Below are 23,643 nucleotides of genomic sequence, written 5' to 3'. Positions count from 1 at the left end.
AAAAATGATATTTATTACAATAATTTAAAAGGTAAATCTTCTATTAAAAATGGTAAATATGTGAATTATTAACTAATAATTATTGTCCCTTAGTTAATGTATTTTCTTAATTAAAACCACTTTACCTTTATATTTTGAAGTAAAAAAATAATCAGTATTTTTGCTTATCTTTTTTAAAAAAAGTTGTGATTCTTCCATATTTGCATTATCTACATAAATAATAGTATTGCTATTAAAATTAGATTCTAGCATTAAAAATAATGATAAATACAAGTCTTTCCAACCATCTAAAAACAATAAATCTATAGGTTTATTATAACCTTTTAAAGTTTCCATAGCATCACCAATTCTAACTTCAATCAACTTATTTACTTCTGCAGTTTTAAAGTTTTCTATGGCTATTTTTGCTTTAGATTCCAATAATTCTGTAGTAATTATTTTCCCTTTTGTTTCTAGTACACCTTGCGCTAAAAAAAGTGTAGATATTCCAAATGAAGTTCCAAACTCAACTATATTTTTAAAATTATTTTCTTTAACAAGTTGTACCAAATCTATCCCTTGTTTTTTTGTAATTGAAAGATAAACATCTTTAAAATCAATTGGTTTAATAGATCTTAAAGCACTTTTTGCTAAACTTTTCATTATTTTATAACGATCATTCTTAGACTCGTTAAATAATTGATTTAAAGTTGACTCTATCTTATTAAATTGTGTATTTAACATATTAATTAACACTCTTTAAATGGTCAATTACACCTCTTAAAAACACTGTTTTTAAAGTTCTTTCTGGATTATTTTGGTAGCCGACAATTATAGAGCTATGCATTATCATATTATTAAAATCAAAAACAATTGTTAAGTAATCTTTTAAACCTTCTTCGTGCCAATTAACTAAATAAAGATTGTGACCTATTTTACTTGAACGATAAGGAATTTCTTTATTTCCTTTTCCTTTATTCGGTCCTGCAACCCATTGGTATTGTGCTTTGCCATTATTAAATTCCATATGCAACCCAGTACCATTTTGATATTGAAAATTTAATGAGTAGCCATCTAGTAAGTGTTGAGGTTGTCCAAATTGAAAATTATTATCTTCAAAAATTTGATTTTGTGCAAAACTAACTGCTCCTGTTACTAGTATTAAACACAGTAGTATAACTAATTTTATTTTCATTTTTTTTGAATTTAAAGTTAGCCACAAAGTTGAACTAATGCTTAATAGTTGAAAAGGTTAATCTTTATAAAATAATGGTAAATATGCGAATATTAAAAATTACAGCTTAGCTTTAAACTGTTTAGGAGTTGTACCCGTGTGCTTTTTAAAAAATTTGGTAAAATTGGTAACCTCATCAAAACCTTTTTCAAAGGCAATTTCTTTAAAACTATTATTACTACTTACAATAGATCTTTTAATTTCTAAAACTACATAATTATCTATAAACGTTTTAGCAGTATCTAATGTAAATTCTTTTACCACTTGATTTAAAAATTTTGTAGAAATAAATAACATTTTAGCGTAATCTTTTACGTTTCTTGTAGTTGTATAATTAACTTCTACATAATTTTTAAATTGAATAAATACAGTATAAAGATTAAAATTATTGTTCTGTAATTTATTGTTATTTGATTTGCGTTCTAACCTTAATAAATACAAATTTAACAATGCAGCTACAATATTTTTTTGAGCATAATCATTTTCGGTATTAAGCTCTGCAATAAGTTGATTTAGAAAAGATTCATTATCGGTTTTATCGTTAAAGATAGGTGAAGTTATATGGTAATTGTATAAATGTGAAATTACATTTATTGAAGATTTTGAAAAGTGATTAAGTACAAAACTCTCTGTAAATAATATTAAAAATCCTTTGTATTTTGCGTTTTTTTGAAACGCATGAACCTGTCCTTTTGCAATTTTTAATACAGTTCCTTCAGACAAATTATATTCATTTAAATCTATTTGATGTTTACCTGTTCCTTTAGTAACAATAAGCAACGCAAAAAAAGAAATTCTATGTGGTTCCGTTGGGTCATGATCATTAATTGTATCTAATCTTTTAAATAATTTAGACAGATTTAGAAACTCAAAATCAATTTTATTTTCTAAACTTTTAAATGATATATTAGGTATGTTTTTCAAATAATTGTTTTAAAATAATAATTAAAATTACAATATTTCTAGTTTAATACAAACTTAAAGCTTTAATAGGTTATACTTATATCTAAAAATTTAAACTTAACAAAAATTCTATTCTACAATTTTTTTAAACTAAAATAGTTATATTAATCTTAAAAGAGATTATAACTAAAAAAACCCGAAAAACAATACCAATGCTAAATATTGTTTTTCGGTAAAAGTAAGGTATAAACAGCTGATATAAAACTACTTAAAAAATTATTTATACTCTTTTAAAAACTACTTATTCTTTTCAAACTTAAAGCTATACTCTTTAGAATAGGTGTGTTCTTTTTCCATAATTTCAGAAATCTTTTTAACAATTTCTGGGTTTTCATTTGCAATATTGTGTGCTTCTCCAATATCATTTGCTAAATCGTAAAGCTCTATTGATGCATTTGGATTATCGCTCATTTTTAATCGAACACCTTTCCAATTACCTAACCTAACTGCCTGTCTACCTCCACGTTCTAAAAATTCCCAATATAAATAATCATGGCTTTCTTGTTCTTTTTCTAATAATTCTGGTAAAAATGAAATACCATCAATATTTTCAGGTGTATTAACTTGTGCAATTTCACAAGCTGTTGGTAAAAAATCCCAAAATGCTGAGATATGGTTTGATGTAGAATTTGGCTTAATTTTACCTGGCCAATTCGCAATCATTGGAACACGAATACCACCTTCATACAAATCACGTTTAAAACCTTTTAAATCACCATTACTATTAAAATATTCTGGGTCGGCTCCACCTTCTTTATGAGGTCCATTATCTGAAGTAAATATTATTATGGTATTATCTGCAATACCAAGGTCTTCAATTTTTTTTCTTATCTCACCAACATGTAAATCTAAAAGATGAACCATTGCTGCAAAAGCCGTACGTGGCTCATCTTGAGAAGCATAACCTCCCATTTTATAATTTTTATCGCCAAAATCTTTACCCTTATATTTTTTTTCAGGTAAAAACTTACCTCTAAACTTTTCCATATAAACTTCAGGAGCAACAAGTTCTGCATGCGGAATTATAGTTGGATAATACATAAAAAAAGTAGTATCCTTATTTTTTTCTATAAATGAAAGTGCTTGTTTATGAATAATTTCAGGACCATAATCTTCCGTTTTATCTCCACTATTACCTTCTAACATTACTTTTGTTTGGTTATGCCATAAATAATATGGATGATAATTATGCCCAATCAATTGCCAATTATATCCGTAAAACTCATCAAAACCTTGATTGTTTGGATCACCTTCGGAACCTGGATAACCTAATCCCCATTTACCAAATGCACCTGTAACATAACCAGTAGATTTTAAAAGTTCTGCAACTGTTACTTCTGAAGATTCTAAAGGAAAATCGCCTTCATGATTAGTTCCTTTATTACCACGTATAAAGGTGTTTCCAGTATGTTGCCCTGTCATTAAAGCAGAACGAGAAGGCGCACAAACTGTTGAACCTGCATAATGATCTGTAAAAAACATACCATCTTTTGCCAATTTATCTATGTTTGGTGTAGAAAATTTTTCTTGACCATTAAAACTGATATCACCATAACCTAAATCGTCTGCTAATATGTAAATAATATTAGGTTTTTTTTCTGTTTGAATTTCTTCACTTATCGTTTTTTGTTTGTTACCACAACCTAAAACAACTGAAAGTAACACAACATATATAAGTTTTGTTTCTAATTTATTAAAATATTTTTTCATATAAAATTATTAATTATAGTTTATAGTTAATTTTCAACAAGTATAATGTTATTGAAGTGTTTTTTATTCAATAGTAATTGTTGTTGAAACTGACTGTAACCAAGGACTTTTAAAACTAACTTTAACCGTACCTTTTTCTCCATTTGCTTTAATATATGCTGAAATATGTCCGTGAAAAACACGTTGTACATTATCTGTATAATCTGTCATATCTGAATTATTTCCAGCTTCAAGACCTAAAAGTGTTGCTACACCCTCAATAGTACATTTTACTTCATTGTCACTTAACATAACTGGTATTCCTTCTTTATCTACCACACGAACATTAATTTGGGCAACTCCATTTTCTGAATCTATAGTTATATTCTTTTGGTCAATTTTAAGAGCGTAAGGTTGTTGAGATTCTGTAATGGCATAACGACTTTCTTCATTATTATTAGCGTCTAAACCTACAGCTTCTAATTTTCCTTTAGCAAAAGGGATATCCCAATAAATGATCCCCGTTTCTTCATCATAATCTTTCACTTCACCAACAATTTTTCCATTTAATTCTAAACGTGCTTTTGCTGCATTAGTGTAACAAGCAACTCTAATCATTTTTCCTTCCTTATAATTCCATAAAGGCCAAGCATCCATAGAAATATGATTTTCATTTCTTGGAGTATAAGTTCCAATATATATCATAGGTTCTGCAGACCAAAGTGACTGACGAAAATAACCTTTTGGTTTAATTTCTCCAGAAAAATCAACTAGTCCTGAATAGAATCCTCTTGAAGGCCATCTTCCAGATTCACCCAAATAATCGAAACCAGTCCATAAAAACTGTCCGAAAATATGTTCATTATTTTTTACGGCTAACCAAGCATCAATATCATGACGATTTTCACTTCCGTAAATTACTCTATTAGGGTATTTTTTATGATCTGAATGGTATTTACTTTCTGTATAATTATAACCTGCAATACCTAAAGCACCTGGATATTCAGTTTTATTAGACATTGCAACTCCTGCAAGACCAGCAGTTGTAGGTCTAGATGTATCATACTTTTCAACAGCAGCTACTAAACGTTTTGCTATAGCACCAAGGCGCATAGCATCTGGAGCATCTTTTTGATAACCTCCGTAAGTTGCTTGTGAAAAACCAGTATCTCCACCTCCATCTAACACTGGATGAGAATATGGATCGTTTGGATAATCTACTTCATTACCAATACTCCAAGCAAAAACAGAAACATGATTTCTATCACGACGCACAAAATCTTCTAAATCTTTCTCTGCCCATTCTTCAAAATAATCATAACTACCTTCAAACCCTGGTGTTCCTTTGTTCCATCCCACTAACCATTTACGTTTAGGAAATTCCCATTCATCATAAGCTTCATTTAAAACAAGTAAACCTAACTCATCACATAGTTCATAAAAATCTGTAGCTTGTGGATTATGGCTTGTACGTATTGCATTTACACCTATCTCTTTAAGTGTTTTTAACCTTTTTTTCCAAACGTCTTTATACATTGCTGCTCCTAATACACCAGAATCGTGATGTAAACAAACGCCTTTCATTTTCATCCATTTACCATTAAGCGCAAATCCTTTATTTGGATCAAAAGTAAAACTGCGAAAACCTGTTTGAGTAATTGTTTGATCTATTTGAATACCGTTTTTATAAACTGTTGTTCTTAAATTATAAAGATTTGGATTTTCTAAATCCCATAACTTAGCATTTCTCAACTTTATTTTAGTAGTAATTGTATTGTTATTATTAGGTATAATTGCTACTTTTTTCGAGTTTTTTGATACTACTTTACCATTTGAATCCAATAATTCGTTTTTCACCTCTAAATTTACTTTTGAAGCTGTTTCATTTTCTAAAGCAACCTCAATATTTAAAATTCCTGTAGATTTATTTACTTCTGGATACGCATAAACTCCCCATTGTGCAATGTGTACCGGATTGGAATAAACCAACCAAACATCTCTATAAATTCCTGATCCGGTGTACCAACGAGAATCTGCACTTTTACTATGATCTACACGAACTGCAATAGTGTTTTCTTCTCCATATTTTACAAAAGAAGTAGCATCATAAGCAAAAGAAATATATCCATTTGGTCGTTTTCCTAAAGAATTACCGTTAATAAAAACCTCACTCCTATTATATACGCCTTCAAAATATAAAAATACTTTTTCACCTTGTTTACTTTCTGGAATATTTATTGTTTTTCTATACCAACCAATTCCACCTGGTAAAAAACCTGTACAACTTGATAAAGTAGGACTTAATTGTTCTCTTACACTCCAATCATGCGGTACATCAACAGTTTGCCAACTAATGCTATTGTATGACGCGTTTTTAGCTTCAGGAATATCTTCAAGAATAAAATTCCAGTTATCATTAATTTTTTGAGCATCTCCAAATGATACCTGACTAAAGGCAGATAAACAAGAGAACATAAAAGTTACTACTAAGAGTTTTTTAATATTCATTATATATAATTTTTGTTATTTATTAAATTAATAATGATAGCAATAAACTACACTTTTTTCATGGTTATATTTAAAAAGTAATTACTGATAAAAATAGTTTACTCATCATTTTTTTAAAAATTGGTTTAGAAATTTTAAAAGGATAAAATTAGTTATATCTTATACTTTATTGGGCTTAATATTTGCTCAAAAAGGAGGTACTATTTGCTCAAATGTTAGTTATTGAATTAGCTTTATAAGCTTTTACCACATTTTATAATGAATTAATGTAAACTCAAAAATATCATCTGAAGAAGCATTTTTTTATGAAAATTTGAATTTTATGTGAAAAATGGTGATTTTAAAAACTTGTATAAATAGTGTTATTTTAAGTAAAATTTATCTATTTGCACTAAATGCACCCACTAATTTCACTATTTAACCTCCATTTTTCATTATATGTTCAATATTTTTGTTAAAATCTATTTTATCGACATTAAAATGTCGATAAAATTTTAAAGTAATAATTAGATTGAACTAATTAAAGTGATATGAACTCTACAATAAAAATAATATGCTCAATTTCTCTATTGTTTTCAATAGGCGGTTGTACTATTAAAAAACAAAACACAAAAACTACTGAAACTAAAAAACCTAATATTATCTACATATTGGCAGACGATTTAGGCTATGGTGATATCAGTTTTAATGGTCAAGAAAAATTTGCTACGCCAAACATAGATAAATTAGCAAAAGATGGTATGTTTTTTACAGATCATTACGCAGGTTCTACAGTATGTGCACCTTCTCGTTCTACTTTAATGACAGGACAACATACTGGAAATACATTTATTCGTGGAAATAAAAGAGTAACAGATGAAGGGCAGTTACCAATAAAATCTTCTATAGTAACTGTTCCAGAACTATTAAAATCTGCTGGTTATGTTACAGGTGCTTTTGGTAAATGGGGATTAGGATATCCCGGTTCTGAAGGAGATCCGAACAATCAAGGTTTTGATGAGTTTTACGGATATAATTGTCAAAGAATTGCACATAATTATTATCCATACCATCTATGGCACAATCAAACAAAAATAATGCTTGAAGGCAATAGCGGAAAAAAAACTGAGACCTATGCTCCAGAACTAATTCATGAACAAGCACTTTCATTTATAGAAAAAAATAAAGATACTACCTTTTTTATGTATTACCCAACTATAATACCACATGCAGAACTGTTATTACCAGAAAAATATATCACAAAATATAGAGGTAAACTTTTACCTGAAAAAACTTTTAATGGAGTTGATGATGGAAAAGCTTACAAAAACGGAGGTTATGGTACTCAAAGAGAGGCGCACGCTGCTTTTGCTGCTATGGTTCATCTTTTAGATACACATGTTGGCGAAATTAGAAATAAATTAGAAAAAGCTGGCATTGCTGAAAATACCATTATTATTTTTACTTCAGATAATGGTCCTCACCAAGAAGGTGGTGCTGATCCAAAATATTTTAACAGCAATGGCGAATTAAAAGGCGTGAAACGCGATTTGTATGAAGGCGGAATTCGTGTTCCAATGATTGCGTATTGGCCAGAAAAAATAAATGCAAATTCAACATCTAATCATATTTCTGCTTTTTGGGATGTAATGCCAACATTTTGTGAAATTGCACAAGTTAATACACCCGAAACTATTAATGGTATTTCATTTTTACCTGAATTAATCGGAAAAAAACAAGAAGAACATAGCTATTTATATTGGGAATTTCATGAACAAGGAGGAAAACAAGCTGTTAGATTAGGTAATTGGAAAGGAATTCGCTTAAAAATGAATACTAATTCTAATGCACCTATAGAGCTTTATAATTTAGCTAATGATATTGGTGAAGAACATAATATTGCAAATGAAAATCCAGAAATTGTTAAAAAGATTTCTGAAATTATGAACAATGAACATTCGTTTTCTAAAGAATTTAGCTTTGGATATGAAAAATAATAATATCTAGATTAATGAAATTTTGTTTGAGTTTAATAAATGTTTATAATCCTTCATTTTTTTACAAAATGAGGGGTTATAATTAAAAAACGTTAACTAAAATTTAAAGAATAATAAATTTATAATATGAATAAAATTTATACTTATTGCATAGTCGCATTTCTATTGGCTTCTTGTGGTACTAAAGTAGAAAGCGTAACAACTTCTAAAGAACAAAAAAAACCAAACATTGTTTTTATTTTGGTTGATGATTATGGTGTACAAGACATGAGTTTTGCTGGAAGCAAATTTTATGAAACACCAAACATAGATTTATTAGCTTCTAAAGGTATGATTTTTACCAATGGTTATGCAGGAGGTTCTGTTTGTAGCCCATCAAGAGCTACTATTATGACAGGTAAATTTACTGCAAGGCACGGAATTACAGATTGGATTGGTGCAAGATCTGGTGAACGTTGGAGAGAAAAAAATCGATTCGATAAATTATTGCCTGCAGAATACAAACATAACTTACCCAAAAGAGACAGCACCATTGCTGAAGTTTTAAAAGCCAATGGGTATAAAACATTTTTTGCAGGAAAATGGCATTTAGGAGATGAAGGTTCGTACCCTGAAGACCACGGATTTGAAATTAATAAAGGTGGTTGGTCTAGTGGAAGTCCAAAAAATGGATATTATGCGCCGTATACAAATCCGAAATTAGAAAAAGGTGCCGATGGAGAAAATTTAACTATGCGTTTGGCAAATGAAACTGTAGATTTTATTTCAAAAAATAAAGATAGTAGCTTTTTTGCATTTTTATCGTTTTACGCTGTTCACGGTCCTATAGAAACCACACAAGAAAAGTGGGATAAATACAGAAATAAAGCTTCTAAACAAGGTGTTCGAGAAAAAGGGTTTGAAATGGAAAAAAAACTACCGATTAGAATTGTACAAGACAATCCTGTATATGCTGGTTTGGTAGAAACTATGGATGATGCCGTTGGAGTAGTATTAGAAGGAATTAAAAAATTAGGAATCGAAGACAATACCATTATAATTTTTACTTCAGATAATGGCGGTGTTGCTTCTGGAGACTCTTTTTCAACTTCAAACTTACCTTATAAAGGCGGTAAGGGATACCAATGGGAAGGCGGTATAAAAGAACCTTATTTAATTTACGTTCCTGGAGAAAATTCAAATGGTAAAAAAATTGAATATCCAGTAACTGGCGCCGATTTTTATCCAACTATTTTAGATTATGCAAACATTAAATTAATGCCAGAACAACATGTAGATGGCCTTAGTTTAAAACCTATAATAAACGAAAATTTACAACTTCCAGAGCGTCCATTATATTGGCATTACCCACATTATGGAAATCAGGGTGGAGACCCAAACTCTATTATTAGAGAAGGTAAATGGAAATTAATTCATTATTACGAAGATGAAATTAATGAGTTATATAATTTAGAAACTGACCCTTATGAACAACATAATGTTGCCGAAGAATTTTCAGAAATCACAGCTAAATTAAGTCAAAAATTAAAAAATTGGTTGGTAGAAGTAAATGCTAAATTTCCAACTAAAGACAAGCAATTTAATCCTATAAAAAGAGCTAAATACGAAGATGATGTGAAAAATAAAAAACTTCCAAATTTAGAAAAACAACGAAAAAATTTCCTTTCAAAAGATTTTTCACCTAATAAAACCTGGTGGGATAGTAAAGTAACAAAAGATTAATCAATTTAAATATATATCAATGACAAAGTATGCAACTCAATTAAACTTACTACTACTAATATCGGTAGTTGTAACTCTTTTTTCTTGTGTAGAAAATAAAAAAGAAAGGCCTATGTACACAGCTGAAAAATGGGAAAATCCTGAATGGGAAAATCCTGAAGTATTTCAAATTAATAGAGAGCAACCAACAGCTGCTTTTTATAGATATGGAAATTCTGAATTAGCTTTAGAAAATGAAAGCTGGGAAAACTCTTCTTTGTATAAATCTTTAAACGGAACTTGGAATTTCTATTACGCAGATAGCGTACAAGCAAGACCAACAGATTTTTATAAAGATGGTTTTGATATAGCAGGTTGGGATACTATTACTGTTCCTTCAAATTGGGAATTAAAAGGTTTTGGAATACCTGTTTATACAAATGTAAAATATATGTTTCCTGCAAATCCACCATACATTCCACACAATATAAATAATAATGGTAGTTATTTAAAAGAATTTGAAATTTCTGAAGATTGGGACGGAAAAGATGTTTATTTACATTTTGCTGGTGTTAGTGGAGCTATGTATGTTTGGCTAAACGGCGAAATGGTTGGTTATAATGAAGGAAGTAAAACTCCTGCAGAATTTAAAGTTACAGACCTTATTAAAAAAGGTACTAACAAATTAGCCGTACAAGTTTTACGTTGGTCTGATGCAAGTTATATGGAAGATCAAGACTTTTGGAGACTTAGCGGAATTGAAAGAGATGTGTATTTATATGCAACAAATAAAATTACTTTAAGAGATTTTAGAGTAACAGCAGATTTAGAAAACAACTATAAAGATGGTGTTTTTAATCTTTCTTTAAAGGTTAATAATAACACTCCAAAAACTTCTAAAAAAGAAGTGGTTGTAAAACTTTTAGATGGCGATAAAGTTGTTTATAATGAAACTAAAGAAGTTAACCTAAAAACAGGACAAAATACAATAGAATTCGCAAAAAAAATTGCAAATATTAAAACTTGGAATGCAGAACATCCAAATTTATATACATTACTTTTAAGTGTTAATAACGAAAGTACAAGCGTAAAAGTAGGATTTAGAAATATTACTATAAAAAACAATCAATTTTTAGTAAACGGAAAACCTGTTTTATTAAAAGGTGTAAATCTACACGACCACAGTGATACTGAAGGACACGTTGTTTCAGAAGCATTAACTTTAAAAGATTTAGAAGTTATGAAACAACATAACGTAAACGCTATTCGTTGTAGCCATTACCCTAAAAATACACACTTTTATAGATTATGTGATGAATATGGTTTTTATGTAATTGATGAAGCCAATATTGAAACTCATGGTATGGGTGCTACCAACCAAGGTTTAGACAATAATAAGAAAAAACAAGCAGTACATCCAGCATATTTACCTGAATGGAAAGAAATGCATTTAGATAGAACAATACGTATGTTTGAGCGCGATAAAAACCACGCATCAATTATAACTTGGTCTCTTGGTAATGAAGCTGGAAACGGCGATAATTTTGTAGCTACTTACAATTGGTTAAAAGAAAATGATACAACTAGACCAACACAATATGAAGGTGCTACAAAATATGATAATACAGACATTCAACCACCAATGTATTGGTCTATAGAATCTATGATAAAATATGCCGAAAACAACCCTACACGTCCACTAATTCAATGTGAATATGCGCACGCAATGGGTAATAGTGTTGGTAACTTACAAGATTACTGGGATGTCATTGAAAAATATGACATTATGCAAGGTGGTTTTATTTGGGATTGGGTAGACCAAGGTATTTTAACTACAAATGATAAAGGAGAATCTTATTGGGCATACGGAGGAGATTTAGGAGGCCAAGATTTACAACACGATAAAAACTTTTGTTTAAACGGAGTTGTAAACCCTGATAGAACACCTCATCCTTCACTGTATGAAGTAAAAAAAGTATATCAATACATAAAATTTAAAGCTTCAAACTTAAAAAATGGAGAAATAGAAATTAAAAACATCTACGATTTTACCAACTTAAATGAATTTGATTTTGAATGGAAATTATTAGAAAATGGTGTTGAAATTTCTAAAGGAAATGTCCCTCAATTAGACATAGCTCCTTATGCTTCAAAAAAAGTAAATATAGATTTACCAGCTTTAGAAAATAGTACTGCAGAATATCATTTAAACATATATGCTAAAACTAAAAAAGCTACAGATTTAGTTCCTGAAGGACACGAAATTGCTTACGAACAATTTGAATTAACAGACGCTAAAACGCCTGAATTTTTAACTGAGAGTAATAACGATATAAAAATTAGTAACGACGATACATCAATTTCAGTTACTGCAGATGCTTTTAATATTGCTTTTAGCAAAGAAACAGGAGCTATAAGTACTTTAGATTATGGACAAGGAAATATAATTTTAGAAGGTGTAAAAGCTAATTTTTGGAGACCTACAACAGATAATGATTTTGGTTTTAAAATGCCTAAAAAATTAGGTGTTTGGAAAGAAGCTTCTAAACAACAAAAACTAATTTCTATTGAAGAAAAACAAGATAGTAAAGGTCTAGTTTCTATTAAAACTGTTTTTGAATTAACCGCAGTAAAAGCAAATGTAACTATAAATTATACCATTAATAGTTTAGGAGAAATACTAGTAACTACTAATTTAAATGATGTAGATGCTAAACTTCCTATGTTGCCAAGATTTGGAAATAATTTAATTATTAAAAATGAATTTAACCAAGTAAAATGGTTTGGTAAAGGTCCTTTTGAAAATTATCAAGATAGAAATACTGCTGCATTAGTTGGTCAATATCAATCTAGTGTTGAAGAATTATACTATCCATACATCCGTCCACAAGAAAACGGTTATAGAACCGAAACAAGATGGGTTTCATTTATAAATAATGAAGGAAAAGGAATTAAAATTACTGGTCTAGATAAAATAAGCTTTAATACACACCATCAATATAATGATGATTTTGATGCTGGAGACTCTAAAAAACAACGTCATACTACAGATATTGTAAAAAGAGATTTGGTAAATATTAATATCGATTATAAGCAAATGGGTGTTGGTGGTGATACTAGTTGGGGTAGAACAGCTCATAAACAATACCAAATAAAACCTTCAAATTTATCGTACAGTTATACCATAAAACCAATACAGTAATTTTTTTAAATATTCTTTTAATTCACTGTGATTTTGCAATCACAGTGAATTAAAATATTAAAAACACAGTTTGTTTTAATAAATAATTAAAGCCTGAAATAACTATAATATGAAAAATTATATATTTAAAAACTCAAAAAAAAGGATCCTATTTAAAACAATTTTACTGTTTTTTTTAGGATTTTTTTTTAATAGCAATGCACAGCATAAAAATACTTCAAAACCAAATATTTTATTTATTCTAACAGACGATGCTGGTTATCACGATTATGGTTTTCAAGGTTCCGAAGATTTTAAAACACCTCAAATAGATAGACTTGCAGCTACTGGTATATTTTGTACCAACGGCTATGTAAGTGCTTCTGTATGCGGTCCTTCAAGAGCTGGACTTCTTACAGGACGTTACCAACAACGCTTTGGATTTTTTATGAATCCTAAACAATATCAAAATTTACCTAAAAGCGAAACAACTATTGCAGATGCTATGCAAAAAGAAGGATATAGCACAGGTATTATAGGAAAATGGCATATGGGCTATCAAGAAAATTTTCATCCTAACGATCGAGGTTTCGATTATTTTTATGGATTTCTTTCAGGAAGTAGAAGTTATTATCCTCAAACGCAAGTTAAAGATAGTGCAGCAGTTTACAGAAACAATCTTCGCCATAACCGCACTTTATTAAATGAGTCTGAAATGGATTTTTATACAACAGATTTATTTACAGATAAAGCTATTGAATTTATGAATGTTAGTGAAAAAGAAAACAAACCTTTCTTTTTATATCTTTCGTACAATGCAATACACCATCCGCTAGAAACGGAGCCAGAAGATATGTTACCATACCAAAATCTTAAAGATCCAGTACGACGTATTACTGGTGGAATGACAAATTCTTTAGACCGTAATTTTGGAAAACTTTTAAATTATCTTGAAGAAAAAGGACTACGTAAAAACACGCTTGTTGTGTGGGTTAATGATAACGGAGGACAAAGTACACAAATGCATACCAATAATTGGCCTCTTAGAGGTTTTAAAGGCTCTGAACTAGAAGGTGGTAATCGTGTGCCATTTTTATTAAGTATGCCTGGTACACTGGCTGAAAACACAGAATATAATGCTCCAGTTATTTCGTTAGACTTATTTCCAACATTTTTAAATTTAGCAGGTGGTAATCCAGCAAATAATCCAAAACCATTAGATGGGGTTGATTTAATTCCGTTTTTAAAAGGTGAAAAAACAAGTGAACCTCATGAAATTCTTTTTTGGCAACGAAATAATGCTGCTGTACGTAAAGGCGATTGGAAACTTTTAAAATATGTGAAAAAACAAAAAATAGAATTGTACAATTTAAAAGATGATATAGGAGAAAAAGTTAATCTTGCAGATAAAGAGCCTGAAATAGTTAAAGAATTAGAAGCTTATTTAGCCGATTGGCAATCTAAAAATGCAGAACGTATGAAATAAACTAATTCTAAAAGTTTATAAAATTCACCATAAAATAAGTGTAAAAAAAAGGCTGTTTCAAAAATTTGAAACAGCTTTTTTTAAACTATGCTCTTTTTCTAGGATAGTATTTTTTACGTTTCGATTTATTAGAATTTCCTCCTTCTTTTGGATTGTGTTCTGCTCTTCGTTTTGCCTTTTTACGTTGGTTTTTTGAAGGCTTTGTAGCTAATGGAATTTCTTCATTTTCATCTAAAGGAAAAGGATGATCTTCAATTAAAGGTATTTGTTGATTTATTAGTTTTTGAATATCTTTTAAATATGCTTTTTCTTCTTGATTGCAAAAAGACAAAGCAATTCCACTTGCTTTTGCTCGTCCTGTTCTACCAATTCTATGTACATACGTTTCTGGAATATTTGGTAAATCGTAATTAATTACCAAACTTAATTCTTCAACATCTATACCTCTTGCAGCAATATCTGTTGCTATTAAAATATTTAATTCTCCTTTTTTAAAGTTTCCTAAAGCTCTTTGTCGTGCTCCTTGAGATTTATTTCCGTGTATTGCAGCAGATTTAATATGCGCTTTTCCTAAAACACGTACAATTTTGTCGGCTCCATGTTTTGTTCTAGAAAATACTAAGATAGATGCTTCTGGATTTTCTTCAATTAAATGAATTAATAGTTTTGTTTTATTTGGTTTACTAACAAAATAAACGGCTTGTTCTACTTTTTCTGCAGTTGCTTGTTTTGGTTTTATAGTAACTCTTTCATAATTATTTAAAATTTTACTAGAAAGTTCTGCAATGGCAGGTGGCATAGTAGCTGAAAAGAAAAGCGATTGTCTTTTAAAAGGTAATTTTGCAATAATTTTTTTAATATCATGAATAAAACCCATATCCAACATTTGGTCAGCTTCATCTAATACAAAATATTTAATGTCTTGTAAACTAATAAACCCTTGAGAAATTAAATCTAATAATCTTCCTGGTGTGGCAACCAAAATATCAGTTCCACGTCTTAAAGCATCTGTTTGTCCGCCTTGTTTCACACCTCCAAAAATAACTACATTTTTAAGTCCTGTATATTTACCATAATTGGTAATATTCTCATTAATTTGTATGGCTAATTCTCTAGTTGGTGTAACTATAAGCGATTTTATTTTTCGTTTTCCTTTAGTATCTCCTTTGCTATTATATAAATGTTGTAAAATTGGTATTGTAAATGCTGCAGTTTTACCAGTACCTGTTTGTGCACAGCCTAGTAAATCTTTTCTATTTAATAAAATTGGTATTGCTTGTTCTTGAATTGGTGTTGGGTGTGTATAACCTTCTTCTTGGAGCGCTTTTAATATCGGCTCTATAATTGCTAAATCTTTAAATGTCATATATTTATTTATAAGTTTGCAAAGGTACACTATTACTTTTAACTAATAATCCCTATAAAAAATAGCAATTCTATCGATTTCGTTAATTCTTTAACAATCAACAAAATTAAATAACATTAATTATTAAGTTTGCCACGTATTTATAAAACTATATATGAGTTATCAATTAATTTGTACTGATATAGATGGTACATTGTTAAATAAAGACAGAGAATTATCTAAAACTACTATTGAACAAGTGCAAAGGGTAGCGCCAATTCCATTAGTGCTAATTTCATCTAGAATGCCTAAAGGAATGCGTCATTTACAACAAGAATTTAAAAATGAAAACACACCTTTGGTTGCTTATAACGGTGGTTTAATTTTAACTAACAATAAAGTTTTACATTCTACTTTTATTAAAAATAATGTATTAGAAGAAATCATAAACCAATGTACAAATACTTCTATACATTTAAGCTTGTTTCATGCAGATGAATGGTATGTACCTTCAATGGATTATTGGGCTAAAAGAGAAGAAAATAATACAAAAGTTACACCAACTGTAAAACCAAATACTGAAGTTTTAGCAACTTGGAATTCTGAAGGAAAAGGCGCTCATAAAATAATGTGTATGGGAGATGCTTCTGAAATAGATACTTTGTATAAATCGTTAGAAAGTACGTTTTCAAATGAAATAATGTTGTACCGTTCTAAAGATACTTATATTGAAATTTCACATAAAGATATTTCTAAAAAAACCGCTATTGATATTATTTTAGATCAATGTTTTCCAACACTTTCAATGGATAATGTAGTTGCTTTTGGCGATAATTATAACGATATAGAAATGCTAAAAGCCGTAGGCTTAGGTGTAGCGGTTGCAAACGCAAATTATGAAGTGCTAAAAGTAGCAGATGCCGTTACAGACACCAATAAAAACGATGGTGTTGCAAAAGCAATTAAAGAATATTTTTAGTAATTTTTGTTAGAGCTTTTAAGCTTATCATTCTAATTTAATCAATCATTAAACCAAGTTATTAATTTTAGCATATTGCAGTAAAATTACTGTTTTAGCATCGCAAATTTCACCTGTTTTAATTAAGTTAAGAGTTTCTTCAAAATTAAATTCAATCACTTCTATTTCTTCTGTTTCTTCTTCTAAACCTCCTCCTTCAGAAATTTTCATAGCATCATTATATTCTGCAATAAAATAATGTATTTTTTCTGTTACTGCTCCTGGTGTAGAGTACAATTCAAATACTTTTGTAGGATTGTTAATTTTATAACCCGTTTCTTCTTCTGCTTCTTTTTTTATACACGTAAACGGATCGTCTTTATCTAATAAACCTGCGCAAACTTCAAGCATCATTCCATCTTCATTTTCATTTAAATAACTTGGCATTCTAAATTGCTTGGTTAAAATAACTGTTTTTTTTAATGGATTATATAATAAAATACAAGCACCATCTCCTCTATCGTAACATTCTCTGCTCTGATTTTGCCAAATTCCATCTTTTGTTTTATAATCAAAATTTACTTTGTCTAACTTGTAATAATCGTTCGCTAAATTTTTTACTGTATTTATTTTAACTCTTGAATTCTTCATAAAATTTAAAACACTTTTTTATTGATAAAAACTTCATCAAAAATACGTTTTATATTCTTTAAAAATTATTATTTTAAATTTAAAAAAAAGACTAAATAGACTCATTTATCTTAATAAAAATAGCGTTACTTATTTGCCTACTTATAAATCTTGTATTTCTAATAAATTATGTTCAATAAAAAGGTAAAAACTACCAATTTAATTATTGGTTTTTAACTTGTAAGAGAAAAAACAACTGTCTAATTTTGTTAAATAAGTATTAATTTTTTTAGTAAAATTTAATTAAAATGGAAATAATTAGAAAGTCGCAATCTGGTTCTTTTGAATCGAGTGATATTATTATTTTAATTGAACCTGTAGAACCAAATTCTGGTAGAAATATAGATATTGATTCTTCTGTTATGTTAGAATATGGTACCACAATAAAAGAATTAATAATATCTAAATTAGATAGTTACAATATATCTGACATTCACTTAATTGCTAAAGATAAGGGAGCCTTAGAACTAACAATTAATGCACGCCTAGAAACAGCTATTAAACGAGCTTGTAATATTCAAAAGGCTACAATGGCCTAATTAATTTGTTAAAAACAACGTAATTTTAAAATAAATAACTTGTGAAGAAAAAAAGGAGAACCATGCTTTACATACCTGGAAACAATCCGGCTATGTTGCAACAAGGAGGAATTTACGGCGCCGATAGTTTATTACTAGACTTAGAAGATGCTGTAGCATTAAATCAGAAAGATGCGGCGCGTATTTTAGTTAGAAATATGATTCAATCTATAGATTATTACAATGCTGAAATTTGTGTAAGAGTAAACCATATCGACACACCTTTTGGATTGGAAGATTTAGAAGAAATTGTACCACTTCAACCAGATGCTATTCGTTTTCCTAAAACCGAATCTGTTGAAGAATTAGCAAAAATTATTAAGATTATTGAAGACATTGAAGATAAGCACGGTTTGCCGCATGATAAAATGACGCTGCATTTAATGATTGAAACCGCTTTGGGTGTTCAAAACGTTTTTGATATTGCTAAATTTTCTAAACGTGTTGATGCAATAACCATTGGCGGACAAGATTTAACTGCCGATATGAATATTAAAAGTACCAAAGATGGATCTGGAATTGATTTTGCCAGAAAAATGATTGTAATGGCGGCAAAAGCAAATAAAATTGATGTAATTGATACTGTTTTTGTTGATGTAAACGATGAAGAAGGCTTGCGTTTAGAAACAGAATATGCCAAACAAATTGGTTTTACTGGTAAAGCAGTAATTAATCCAAGACAAATTGATATTATTCACGAAGTTTATATGCCAACAGATCAAGAAATTAGAAAAGCATATAGAATTATTAAAGAATTTAAGAAAAATAAAAAATTAGGCATTGGTGTTTTTGCTATTGATGGTAAAATGATTGATGCTCCAATAGTTACCAGAGCAACGCACGTGTTAGAACTTGCTCAAATAGATTTCAATACCATTTAAAAGTTTTAAATTATGAAAAATGTTATAGGTCGTGAAATTCCAGAATATATTGAAGGTGTTGGAAAAATAGACATGTTTGTTGGTGCTTGGGAAAAACTTAAAAAAGGATGGATGGATGAAGTTACAATTCCACCTCCAAATAAAGCTAAATTACCGCATCAAAGTAAAATTTGTAAAACTTTAGAAGAAGCTATTATTAAAACTTCTCCTAAAGATGGAATGACGGTTTCTTTCCATCATCATTTAAGAAATGGTGATAATATTTTAGTTAATTCAATAGAAATTTTAGCTAAAATGGGTATAAAAAACATCACTTTAGCTTCTTCCTCATTAAACGAGGTCCATAACCCAATTTTAAAATATTTAAAAGATGGAACCATTACTAAAATATGGTCTTCTGGAATTAGAGGTGAAATTGGTAAAGCTATTTCTGAAGGTGTTTTAGATTTACCCGTAACTATACATTCTCATGGTGGTAGAGTTAGAGCAATTCATACAGGAAAAATTAATGTAGATTTAGCTATTATTGCTGCTTCTGCCGCAGATAATGAAGGAAATGCAACAGGTTGTAAAGGTAAATCTGCCTTTGGTTCTATGGGTTATGCAAGTATTGATACCCGCTACGCAAAACAAGTAATTGTGGTTTCAGATAATATTGTTGATTACCCTTGTATTCCTATTTCAATTACTCAAAATTTTGTTGATTATGTGGTTAAAATAGATTCTATTGGAGATGCTTCAAAAATTGCCACAGGAAGTACACGTATTACAAAATCGCCTATAGATTTAAGAATTGCAAAATTAGCCGCAAATGTAATTGAACATTCTGGTTCTTTTAAAAACGGATTTTCATTTCAAGTTGGTGCAGGTGGTGCATCGTTAGCCGTTGCAAAATACATTCGGGAAAAAATGAAAAAAGCCGAAATAAAAGGTAGTTTTATTTTAGGTGGTGTAACTTCTTACGGAGTTGATATGCTAAATGAAGGCTTATTTAATACCATTTTTGATGTACAATCTTTTGATGCTGCTGTATGCTCATCTTTAATAAATAACAGCAATCATATAGAAATTCCGGCGGCTTTATATGCCAATCCATTTAATTGTGGTTGTATGACAAATAAATTAGATATAGTTGTATTAGGCGCGCTAGAAATTGATACTAATTTTAACGTAAATGTTATAACTGGTTCCGATGGAACTATTAGAGGCGCTTCTGGTGGACATTGCGATACCGCTTCTGGTGCAACATTAACCATTGTTGTTTGTCCGTCTTTTAGAGGTAGAATTCCTATTGTTAAAAAATCAATTCATACGGTGGTTACTCCTGGAGAATCTATAGATGTTTTAGTAACAGAAAGAGGTATTTGTGTAAATCCTTTAAAACCAGAATTGGAAGAAAATTTAATAAAAGCTGGTTTAAATGTTCGTAAAATAGAAGATTTACAAGAAGAAATAGCTTCTATTGTAGGTGAAGTACAAGAAATAGAATTTACAGATAAAATAGTTGGTTTAATAGAATATAGAGACGGAACCATTATAGATGTTATTAGGCAAGTAAAACACCATGGATAATAACAAAATTTTAGAGAACATATTAAATGCTAGAGAACATAGAGCGCAACTGCGCGCGCAATTTTTAAAACAGCAATTAAATACTTTAAGTTTATCTTTAAATATTCCTGGTTATCCAAAAAGTACTAATTTAATTTCTTCTTTTTTTACGGAAGTAAAAAAGGATTTAATAAACTATTTACAAGCCAATCGTATTGAATTAATAACTAAAAAAGAAACTTTAATTTTAGATGAAGCAGGTGATTTTTTTATAGTTCCTATTTCTAAAAATGCTAAAATTGAATTAAAAGCTTTAAAAAATTTAACCGAAAATTTTGAAACAAATCACACTTTAGGTCGTTTAATTGATGTTGATATTTTTAACGATTTAGGTGTACCAATAAGCTCTGGAAAAAAGAAAGCTTGTTATTTTTGTGGAGCTCATTCCGCTATTTCGTGTATGCGTAATAAGCGACATACAAAACAAGAAATTAGAGATTTAATTTTTTCTGATATCGAAAAATATTCAGCAATTACAACTAAAAATAATTGTATTAATACCTTATCTGCATTTGCTTCAAAGGCTATTTTATATGAAATTTCTGTAAGTCCAAAACCAGGTTTAGTTTCGTTTAAAGATACTGGTTCGCATACAGATATGCATTTTTTTACGTTTTTAAATTCTGCCGTTTCACTCACACCTTTTTTTAAAGAATTTTGTGAACTTGGTTATAATTATACAGGAAAAATAGCCACTGTTTTACCTAAAATTAGACATATTGGACTAAAAGCGGAACAGGAAATGTTTAAAGCTACCGGAAATGTAAATACACATAAAGGTATTGTATTTTTATTCGGAATTTCACTTTTTTCATTAGCCAAAATTATTTCTGAAAACACAAAATATTCAGATACATTATTTAGAAATTTAGTGATTAAAATAACCAATGGAATTGTAGAAAATGAATTGGAAGTAACATTAAATAAAGTAACAACGCACGGCGAATTAATGTATAAAACTTATGGTAAAATAGGTGCTGGTATTCGCAAAGAAGTTGCTGAAGGTTTTCCAAGTATTTTTAAAAATGCAGTACCTTTTTTAGATGAGAATTTTAAAAATCACCTTGAAATAAATGAAGCAGAAATTCAGAAAATATTACAAACAACCTTATTGCATATTATGACACAAAATAACGACAGTAATATTTTATATAGAACTAATTTTAAAGCACTTACACAGGTTAAACAACTAGCCAAAAAAGCAATTAATTCTAAAAAAGATTATATTGAATTGTGTAATTATTGCAAAGAAAATAATATTTCACCTGGCGGATCTGCTGATTTATTATCAGTTTCATTATTAATTCATTTTGTTAAAAACGCACAGTTATGATTTTTGAAGATACCGATTTTAGACAAGAATTATTAGATACTGATAATCCTTTAGATGTTAAATTACTTCAATCATTTTTAAAAAAATATGATTTCGATTTTAATCCAAGTGAAGTAGATTTTACCATGATTGTTTACAACTTAAACGATGATATAATTGGTACTGGATCTTTACATAAAAACACGCTAAAATATGTAGTGATTGCACCAGATTTTAGAGAAACTACAGCTTTTTCTTTGGTAGTTACCTATTTAACAGACAAATGTTTAGAAAACCATAAACAGTGTTTTGTATATACAAAACCAGCAACTTCAAAATTATTTAAAGCATTAGGATTTTCGTTAATTACAACTGCAGAACCTATTTTTGCTGTATTAGAATTTGGTTATAAAACCATTAAAGATTATCAAAAAAAATTAGCAAAAATAAAAGTAGAAACAGTATCTGAAAATGTTGCTGCAGTAGTGGTAAATTGCAATCCGTTTACTATTGGACATCGCTATTTAATTGAAAAAGCTTCCAAAGAAAATGAACTTGTTTATTTATTTGTAGTTAGTGAAAATTTATCTGCTTTTCCTTTTGAAATTCGTTTTAAATTAATTGAAGAAGGCATCTCAGATTTAAAAAATGTAGTAATGTTAGCTACTGGTCCGTATATTGTTTCTGGAGCAATTTTTCCTAATTATTTTTTAAAAAATGAATCTTGGAATTTAGTTTCTCAAAAACAAGCTGAAATTGATGTAAACATATTTACAACCTATATTGCGCCAATTTTAAACATTAAAAAAAGGTATATTGGAACTGAAAATTATTGCTTAACTACTAAAGCTTACAATACTGCAATGCATAAGATTTTACCAGAAAATGGTATTGAAGTTATTGAATGTGAACGTATTTCTGTAAATGATAAAGCAACTACTTCAGATAAAAATTATATAAGTGCTTCAAAAGTAAGAAAAGCGATTAAAGAAGGTAAATTAAACGAAATTCTAAATTTTTTACCAGAAGTAACAAAAGCCTTTTTACTTTCTGATGAAGCAAGTGAAATTATCTCTAAAATTAAACAAAGTACTGCCCGACATTAATTGCTTTTAACCATTGCAATATGTGGAATATTATCTTCTAAATACTCCTCGCCTATTTGTATAAAATTATGAGATTTATAAAATTCTTTTAAATATTTTTGAGCAGAAATTTTAATTATTTTTTCATTAAAAAAATTATCAATAGCTTTAATAGAATATTCCATAATTAAATGTCCGTAGCCATATTTTCGTTCATTTTCAGCTACTACTACCCTGCCAATACTAGCTTTATCAAAATAATCGCCAGGTTTAAAAATTCTGGTATATGCAACTATTTTATTATTTTTAAAACCTAAAATATGTAGTGCTTTTTGATCTTTAGCATCAATATCTTGATACACACAATTTTGTTCAACTACAAAAACTTTACTTCGTAATTGTAATAAATTATACAATTCTATAGTAGTTAATTCATTAAATGATTTAGCTTTAATTTTAAGCATAT

At 29.1% G+C, this 23,643-nt stretch carries 18 protein-coding genes; 10 read left to right on the top strand and 8 right to left on the bottom strand.

Annotated elements, in window-relative coordinates:
• Positions 1 to 93: 93 nt before the first annotated feature.
• The 5 genes from MKD41_RS11980 to MKD41_RS11960 all read right to left on the bottom strand — a co-directional run bounded on the left by MKD41_RS11980 (position 94) and on the right by MKD41_RS11960 (position 6,373).
• The gene (locus tag MKD41_RS11980; RefSeq protein WP_240242526.1) at positions 94 to 642 is read right to left on the bottom strand and encodes an O-methyltransferase; all 549 of its coding nucleotides are present in this window, start codon (positions 640 to 642) and stop codon (positions 94 to 96) included.
• Positions 643 to 724: 82 nt separating this feature from the next.
• Positions 725 to 1,174 carry a MoaF-related domain-containing protein gene (locus MKD41_RS11975; protein ID WP_240242525.1) on the bottom strand — a complete coding sequence of 150 codons (450 nt, stop codon included), beginning with the start codon at positions 1,172 to 1,174 and terminating at the stop codon, positions 725 to 727.
• 99 nt (positions 1,175 to 1,273) lie between these two features.
• Positions 1,274 to 2,137: an AraC family transcriptional regulator gene (locus MKD41_RS11970; RefSeq protein WP_240242524.1), complete on the bottom strand. Its 864-nt coding sequence runs from the start codon at positions 2,135 to 2,137 to the stop codon at positions 1,274 to 1,276.
• 276 nt (positions 2,138 to 2,413) lie between these two features.
• Positions 2,414 to 3,886 carry an arylsulfatase gene (locus MKD41_RS11965; protein ID WP_240242523.1) on the bottom strand — a complete coding sequence of 491 codons (1,473 nt, stop codon included), beginning with the start codon at positions 3,884 to 3,886 and terminating at the stop codon, positions 2,414 to 2,416.
• 63 nt (positions 3,887 to 3,949) lie between these two features.
• On the bottom strand, positions 3,950 to 6,373 hold the full coding sequence (locus tag MKD41_RS11960; RefSeq protein ID WP_240242522.1) for a sugar-binding domain-containing protein: 2,424 nt from the start codon (positions 6,371 to 6,373) through the stop codon (positions 3,950 to 3,952).
• 530 nt (positions 6,374 to 6,903) lie between these two features.
• On the opposite strand from MKD41_RS11960, the gene MKD41_RS11955 reads away from it, so the two are divergent.
• The 4 genes from MKD41_RS11955 to MKD41_RS11940 all read left to right on the top strand — a co-directional run bounded on the left by MKD41_RS11955 (position 6,904) and on the right by MKD41_RS11940 (position 14,717).
• Positions 6,904 to 8,349 carry an arylsulfatase gene (locus tag MKD41_RS11955; protein ID WP_240242521.1) on the top strand — a complete coding sequence of 482 codons (1,446 nt, stop codon included), beginning with the start codon at positions 6,904 to 6,906 and terminating at the stop codon, positions 8,347 to 8,349.
• A gap of 126 nt (positions 8,350 to 8,475) precedes the next feature.
• Positions 8,476 to 10,071 (top strand): sulfatase, encoded by a 1,596-nt coding sequence (locus tag MKD41_RS11950; RefSeq protein WP_240242520.1) that lies wholly within the window; start codon positions 8,476 to 8,478, stop codon positions 10,069 to 10,071.
• 19 nt (positions 10,072 to 10,090) lie between these two features.
• A complete protein-coding gene (locus tag MKD41_RS11945) occupies positions 10,091 to 13,252 on the top strand; it encodes a glycoside hydrolase family 2 TIM barrel-domain containing protein (protein WP_240242519.1) in 3,162 nt (1,053 codons plus the stop codon).
• A gap of 109 nt (positions 13,253 to 13,361) precedes the next feature.
• Positions 13,362 to 14,717 (top strand): sulfatase-like hydrolase/transferase, encoded by a 1,356-nt coding sequence (locus tag MKD41_RS11940; RefSeq protein ID WP_240242518.1) that lies wholly within the window; start codon positions 13,362 to 13,364, stop codon positions 14,715 to 14,717.
• Positions 14,718 to 14,802: 85 nt separating this feature from the next.
• Here MKD41_RS11940 and MKD41_RS11935 read toward each other — a convergent pair whose 3' ends face one another.
• Positions 14,803 to 16,083, bottom strand: a complete 1,281-nt coding sequence (locus MKD41_RS11935; protein WP_240242517.1) for a DEAD/DEAH box helicase — start codon at positions 16,081 to 16,083, stop codon at positions 14,803 to 14,805.
• Between the two features lie 154 nt (positions 16,084 to 16,237).
• Between MKD41_RS11935 and MKD41_RS11930 the strand changes: the two genes are divergently transcribed.
• Positions 16,238 to 17,041, top strand: a complete 804-nt coding sequence (locus MKD41_RS11930) for a Cof-type HAD-IIB family hydrolase (protein WP_240242516.1) — start codon at positions 16,238 to 16,240, stop codon at positions 17,039 to 17,041.
• A gap of 48 nt (positions 17,042 to 17,089) precedes the next feature.
• Here MKD41_RS11930 and MKD41_RS11925 read toward each other — a convergent pair whose 3' ends face one another.
• On the bottom strand, positions 17,090 to 17,671 hold the full coding sequence (locus MKD41_RS11925; RefSeq protein WP_240242515.1) for an NUDIX domain-containing protein: 582 nt from the start codon (positions 17,669 to 17,671) through the stop codon (positions 17,090 to 17,092).
• A 287-nt stretch (positions 17,672 to 17,958) separates the two neighbouring features.
• Between MKD41_RS11925 and citD the strand changes: the two genes are divergently transcribed.
• The 5 genes from citD to citC are packed head-to-tail and all read left to right on the top strand — an operon-like array spanning position 17,959 to position 23,198.
• Positions 17,959 to 18,249 carry a citrate lyase acyl carrier protein gene (gene citD / locus MKD41_RS11920; protein WP_240242514.1) on the top strand — a complete coding sequence of 97 codons (291 nt, stop codon included), beginning with the start codon at positions 17,959 to 17,961 and terminating at the stop codon, positions 18,247 to 18,249.
• 41 nt (positions 18,250 to 18,290) lie between these two features.
• Positions 18,291 to 19,169, top strand: coding sequence for an HpcH/HpaI aldolase/citrate lyase family protein (locus tag MKD41_RS11915; protein WP_240242513.1), 879 nt, complete (start codon positions 18,291 to 18,293; stop codon positions 19,167 to 19,169).
• A 12-nt stretch (positions 19,170 to 19,181) separates the two neighbouring features.
• Positions 19,182 to 20,741: a citrate lyase subunit alpha gene (gene citF, locus MKD41_RS11910; protein ID WP_240242512.1), complete on the top strand. Its 1,560-nt coding sequence runs from the start codon at positions 19,182 to 19,184 to the stop codon at positions 20,739 to 20,741.
• On the top strand, positions 20,734 to 22,113 hold the full coding sequence (locus MKD41_RS11905; protein WP_240242511.1) for a triphosphoribosyl-dephospho-CoA synthase: 1,380 nt from the start codon (positions 20,734 to 20,736) through the stop codon (positions 22,111 to 22,113). Before citF ends, MKD41_RS11905 begins: the two co-directional genes overlap by 8 nt.
• Positions 22,110 to 23,198: a [citrate (pro-3S)-lyase] ligase gene (citC, locus tag MKD41_RS11900; protein ID WP_240242510.1), complete on the top strand. Its 1,089-nt coding sequence runs from the start codon at positions 22,110 to 22,112 to the stop codon at positions 23,196 to 23,198. Before MKD41_RS11905 ends, citC begins: the two co-directional genes overlap by 4 nt.
• Here the strand turns inward: citC and MKD41_RS11895 are convergent.
• Positions 23,195 to 23,641: a GNAT family N-acetyltransferase gene (locus MKD41_RS11895; protein WP_240242509.1), complete on the bottom strand. Its 447-nt coding sequence runs from the start codon at positions 23,639 to 23,641 to the stop codon at positions 23,195 to 23,197. The genes citC and MKD41_RS11895 overlap by 4 nt on opposite strands.
• Positions 23,642 to 23,643 lie beyond the last annotated feature (2 nt).

Source organism: Lutibacter sp. A64 (assembly GCF_022429565.1).
GTDB lineage: Bacteria > Bacteroidota > Bacteroidia > Flavobacteriales > Flavobacteriaceae > Lutibacter.
The sequence above is the reverse complement of the archived record's forward strand: the minus strand, read 5'-3'. Positions and strand labels throughout refer to the sequence as shown.

Excerpts from the sequence above, each read along its gene's own strand:
- MKD41_RS11980 (WP_240242526.1), bottom strand. The coding sequence starts at position 642 with ATGAAAAGTTTAGCAAAAAGTGCTTTAAGATCTATTAAACCAATTGAT.
- MKD41_RS11960 (WP_240242522.1), bottom strand. The coding sequence starts at position 6,373 with ATGAATATTAAAAAACTCTTAGTAGTAACTTTTATGTTCTCTTGTTTA.
- MKD41_RS11930 (WP_240242516.1), top strand. The coding sequence starts at position 16,238 with ATGAGTTATCAATTAATTTGTACTGATATAGATGGTACATTGTTAAAT.
- citC (WP_240242510.1), top strand. The coding sequence starts at position 22,110 with ATGATTTTTGAAGATACCGATTTTAGACAAGAATTATTAGATACTGAT.
- MKD41_RS11925 (WP_240242515.1), bottom strand. The coding sequence starts at position 17,671 with ATGAAGAATTCAAGAGTTAAAATAAATACAGTAAAAAATTTAGCGAAC.
- MKD41_RS11955 (WP_240242521.1), top strand. The coding sequence starts at position 6,904 with ATGAACTCTACAATAAAAATAATATGCTCAATTTCTCTATTGTTTTCA.
- MKD41_RS11940 (WP_240242518.1), top strand. The coding sequence starts at position 13,362 with ATGAAAAATTATATATTTAAAAACTCAAAAAAAAGGATCCTATTTAAA.
- MKD41_RS11895 (WP_240242509.1), bottom strand. The coding sequence starts at position 23,641 with ATGCTTAAAATTAAAGCTAAATCATTTAATGAATTAACTACTATAGAA.
- MKD41_RS11950 (WP_240242520.1), top strand. The coding sequence starts at position 8,476 with ATGAATAAAATTTATACTTATTGCATAGTCGCATTTCTATTGGCTTCT.
- citF (WP_240242512.1), top strand. The coding sequence starts at position 19,182 with ATGAAAAATGTTATAGGTCGTGAAATTCCAGAATATATTGAAGGTGTT.
- citD (WP_240242514.1), top strand. The coding sequence starts at position 17,959 with ATGGAAATAATTAGAAAGTCGCAATCTGGTTCTTTTGAATCGAGTGAT.
- MKD41_RS11935 (WP_240242517.1), bottom strand. The coding sequence starts at position 16,083 with ATGACATTTAAAGATTTAGCAATTATAGAGCCGATATTAAAAGCGCTC.
- MKD41_RS11965 (WP_240242523.1), bottom strand. The coding sequence starts at position 3,886 with ATGAAAAAATATTTTAATAAATTAGAAACAAAACTTATATATGTTGTG.
- MKD41_RS11905 (WP_240242511.1), top strand. The coding sequence starts at position 20,734 with ATGGATAATAACAAAATTTTAGAGAACATATTAAATGCTAGAGAACAT.
- MKD41_RS11975 (WP_240242525.1), bottom strand. The coding sequence starts at position 1,174 with ATGAAAATAAAATTAGTTATACTACTGTGTTTAATACTAGTAACAGGA.
- MKD41_RS11945 (WP_240242519.1), top strand. The coding sequence starts at position 10,091 with ATGACAAAGTATGCAACTCAATTAAACTTACTACTACTAATATCGGTA.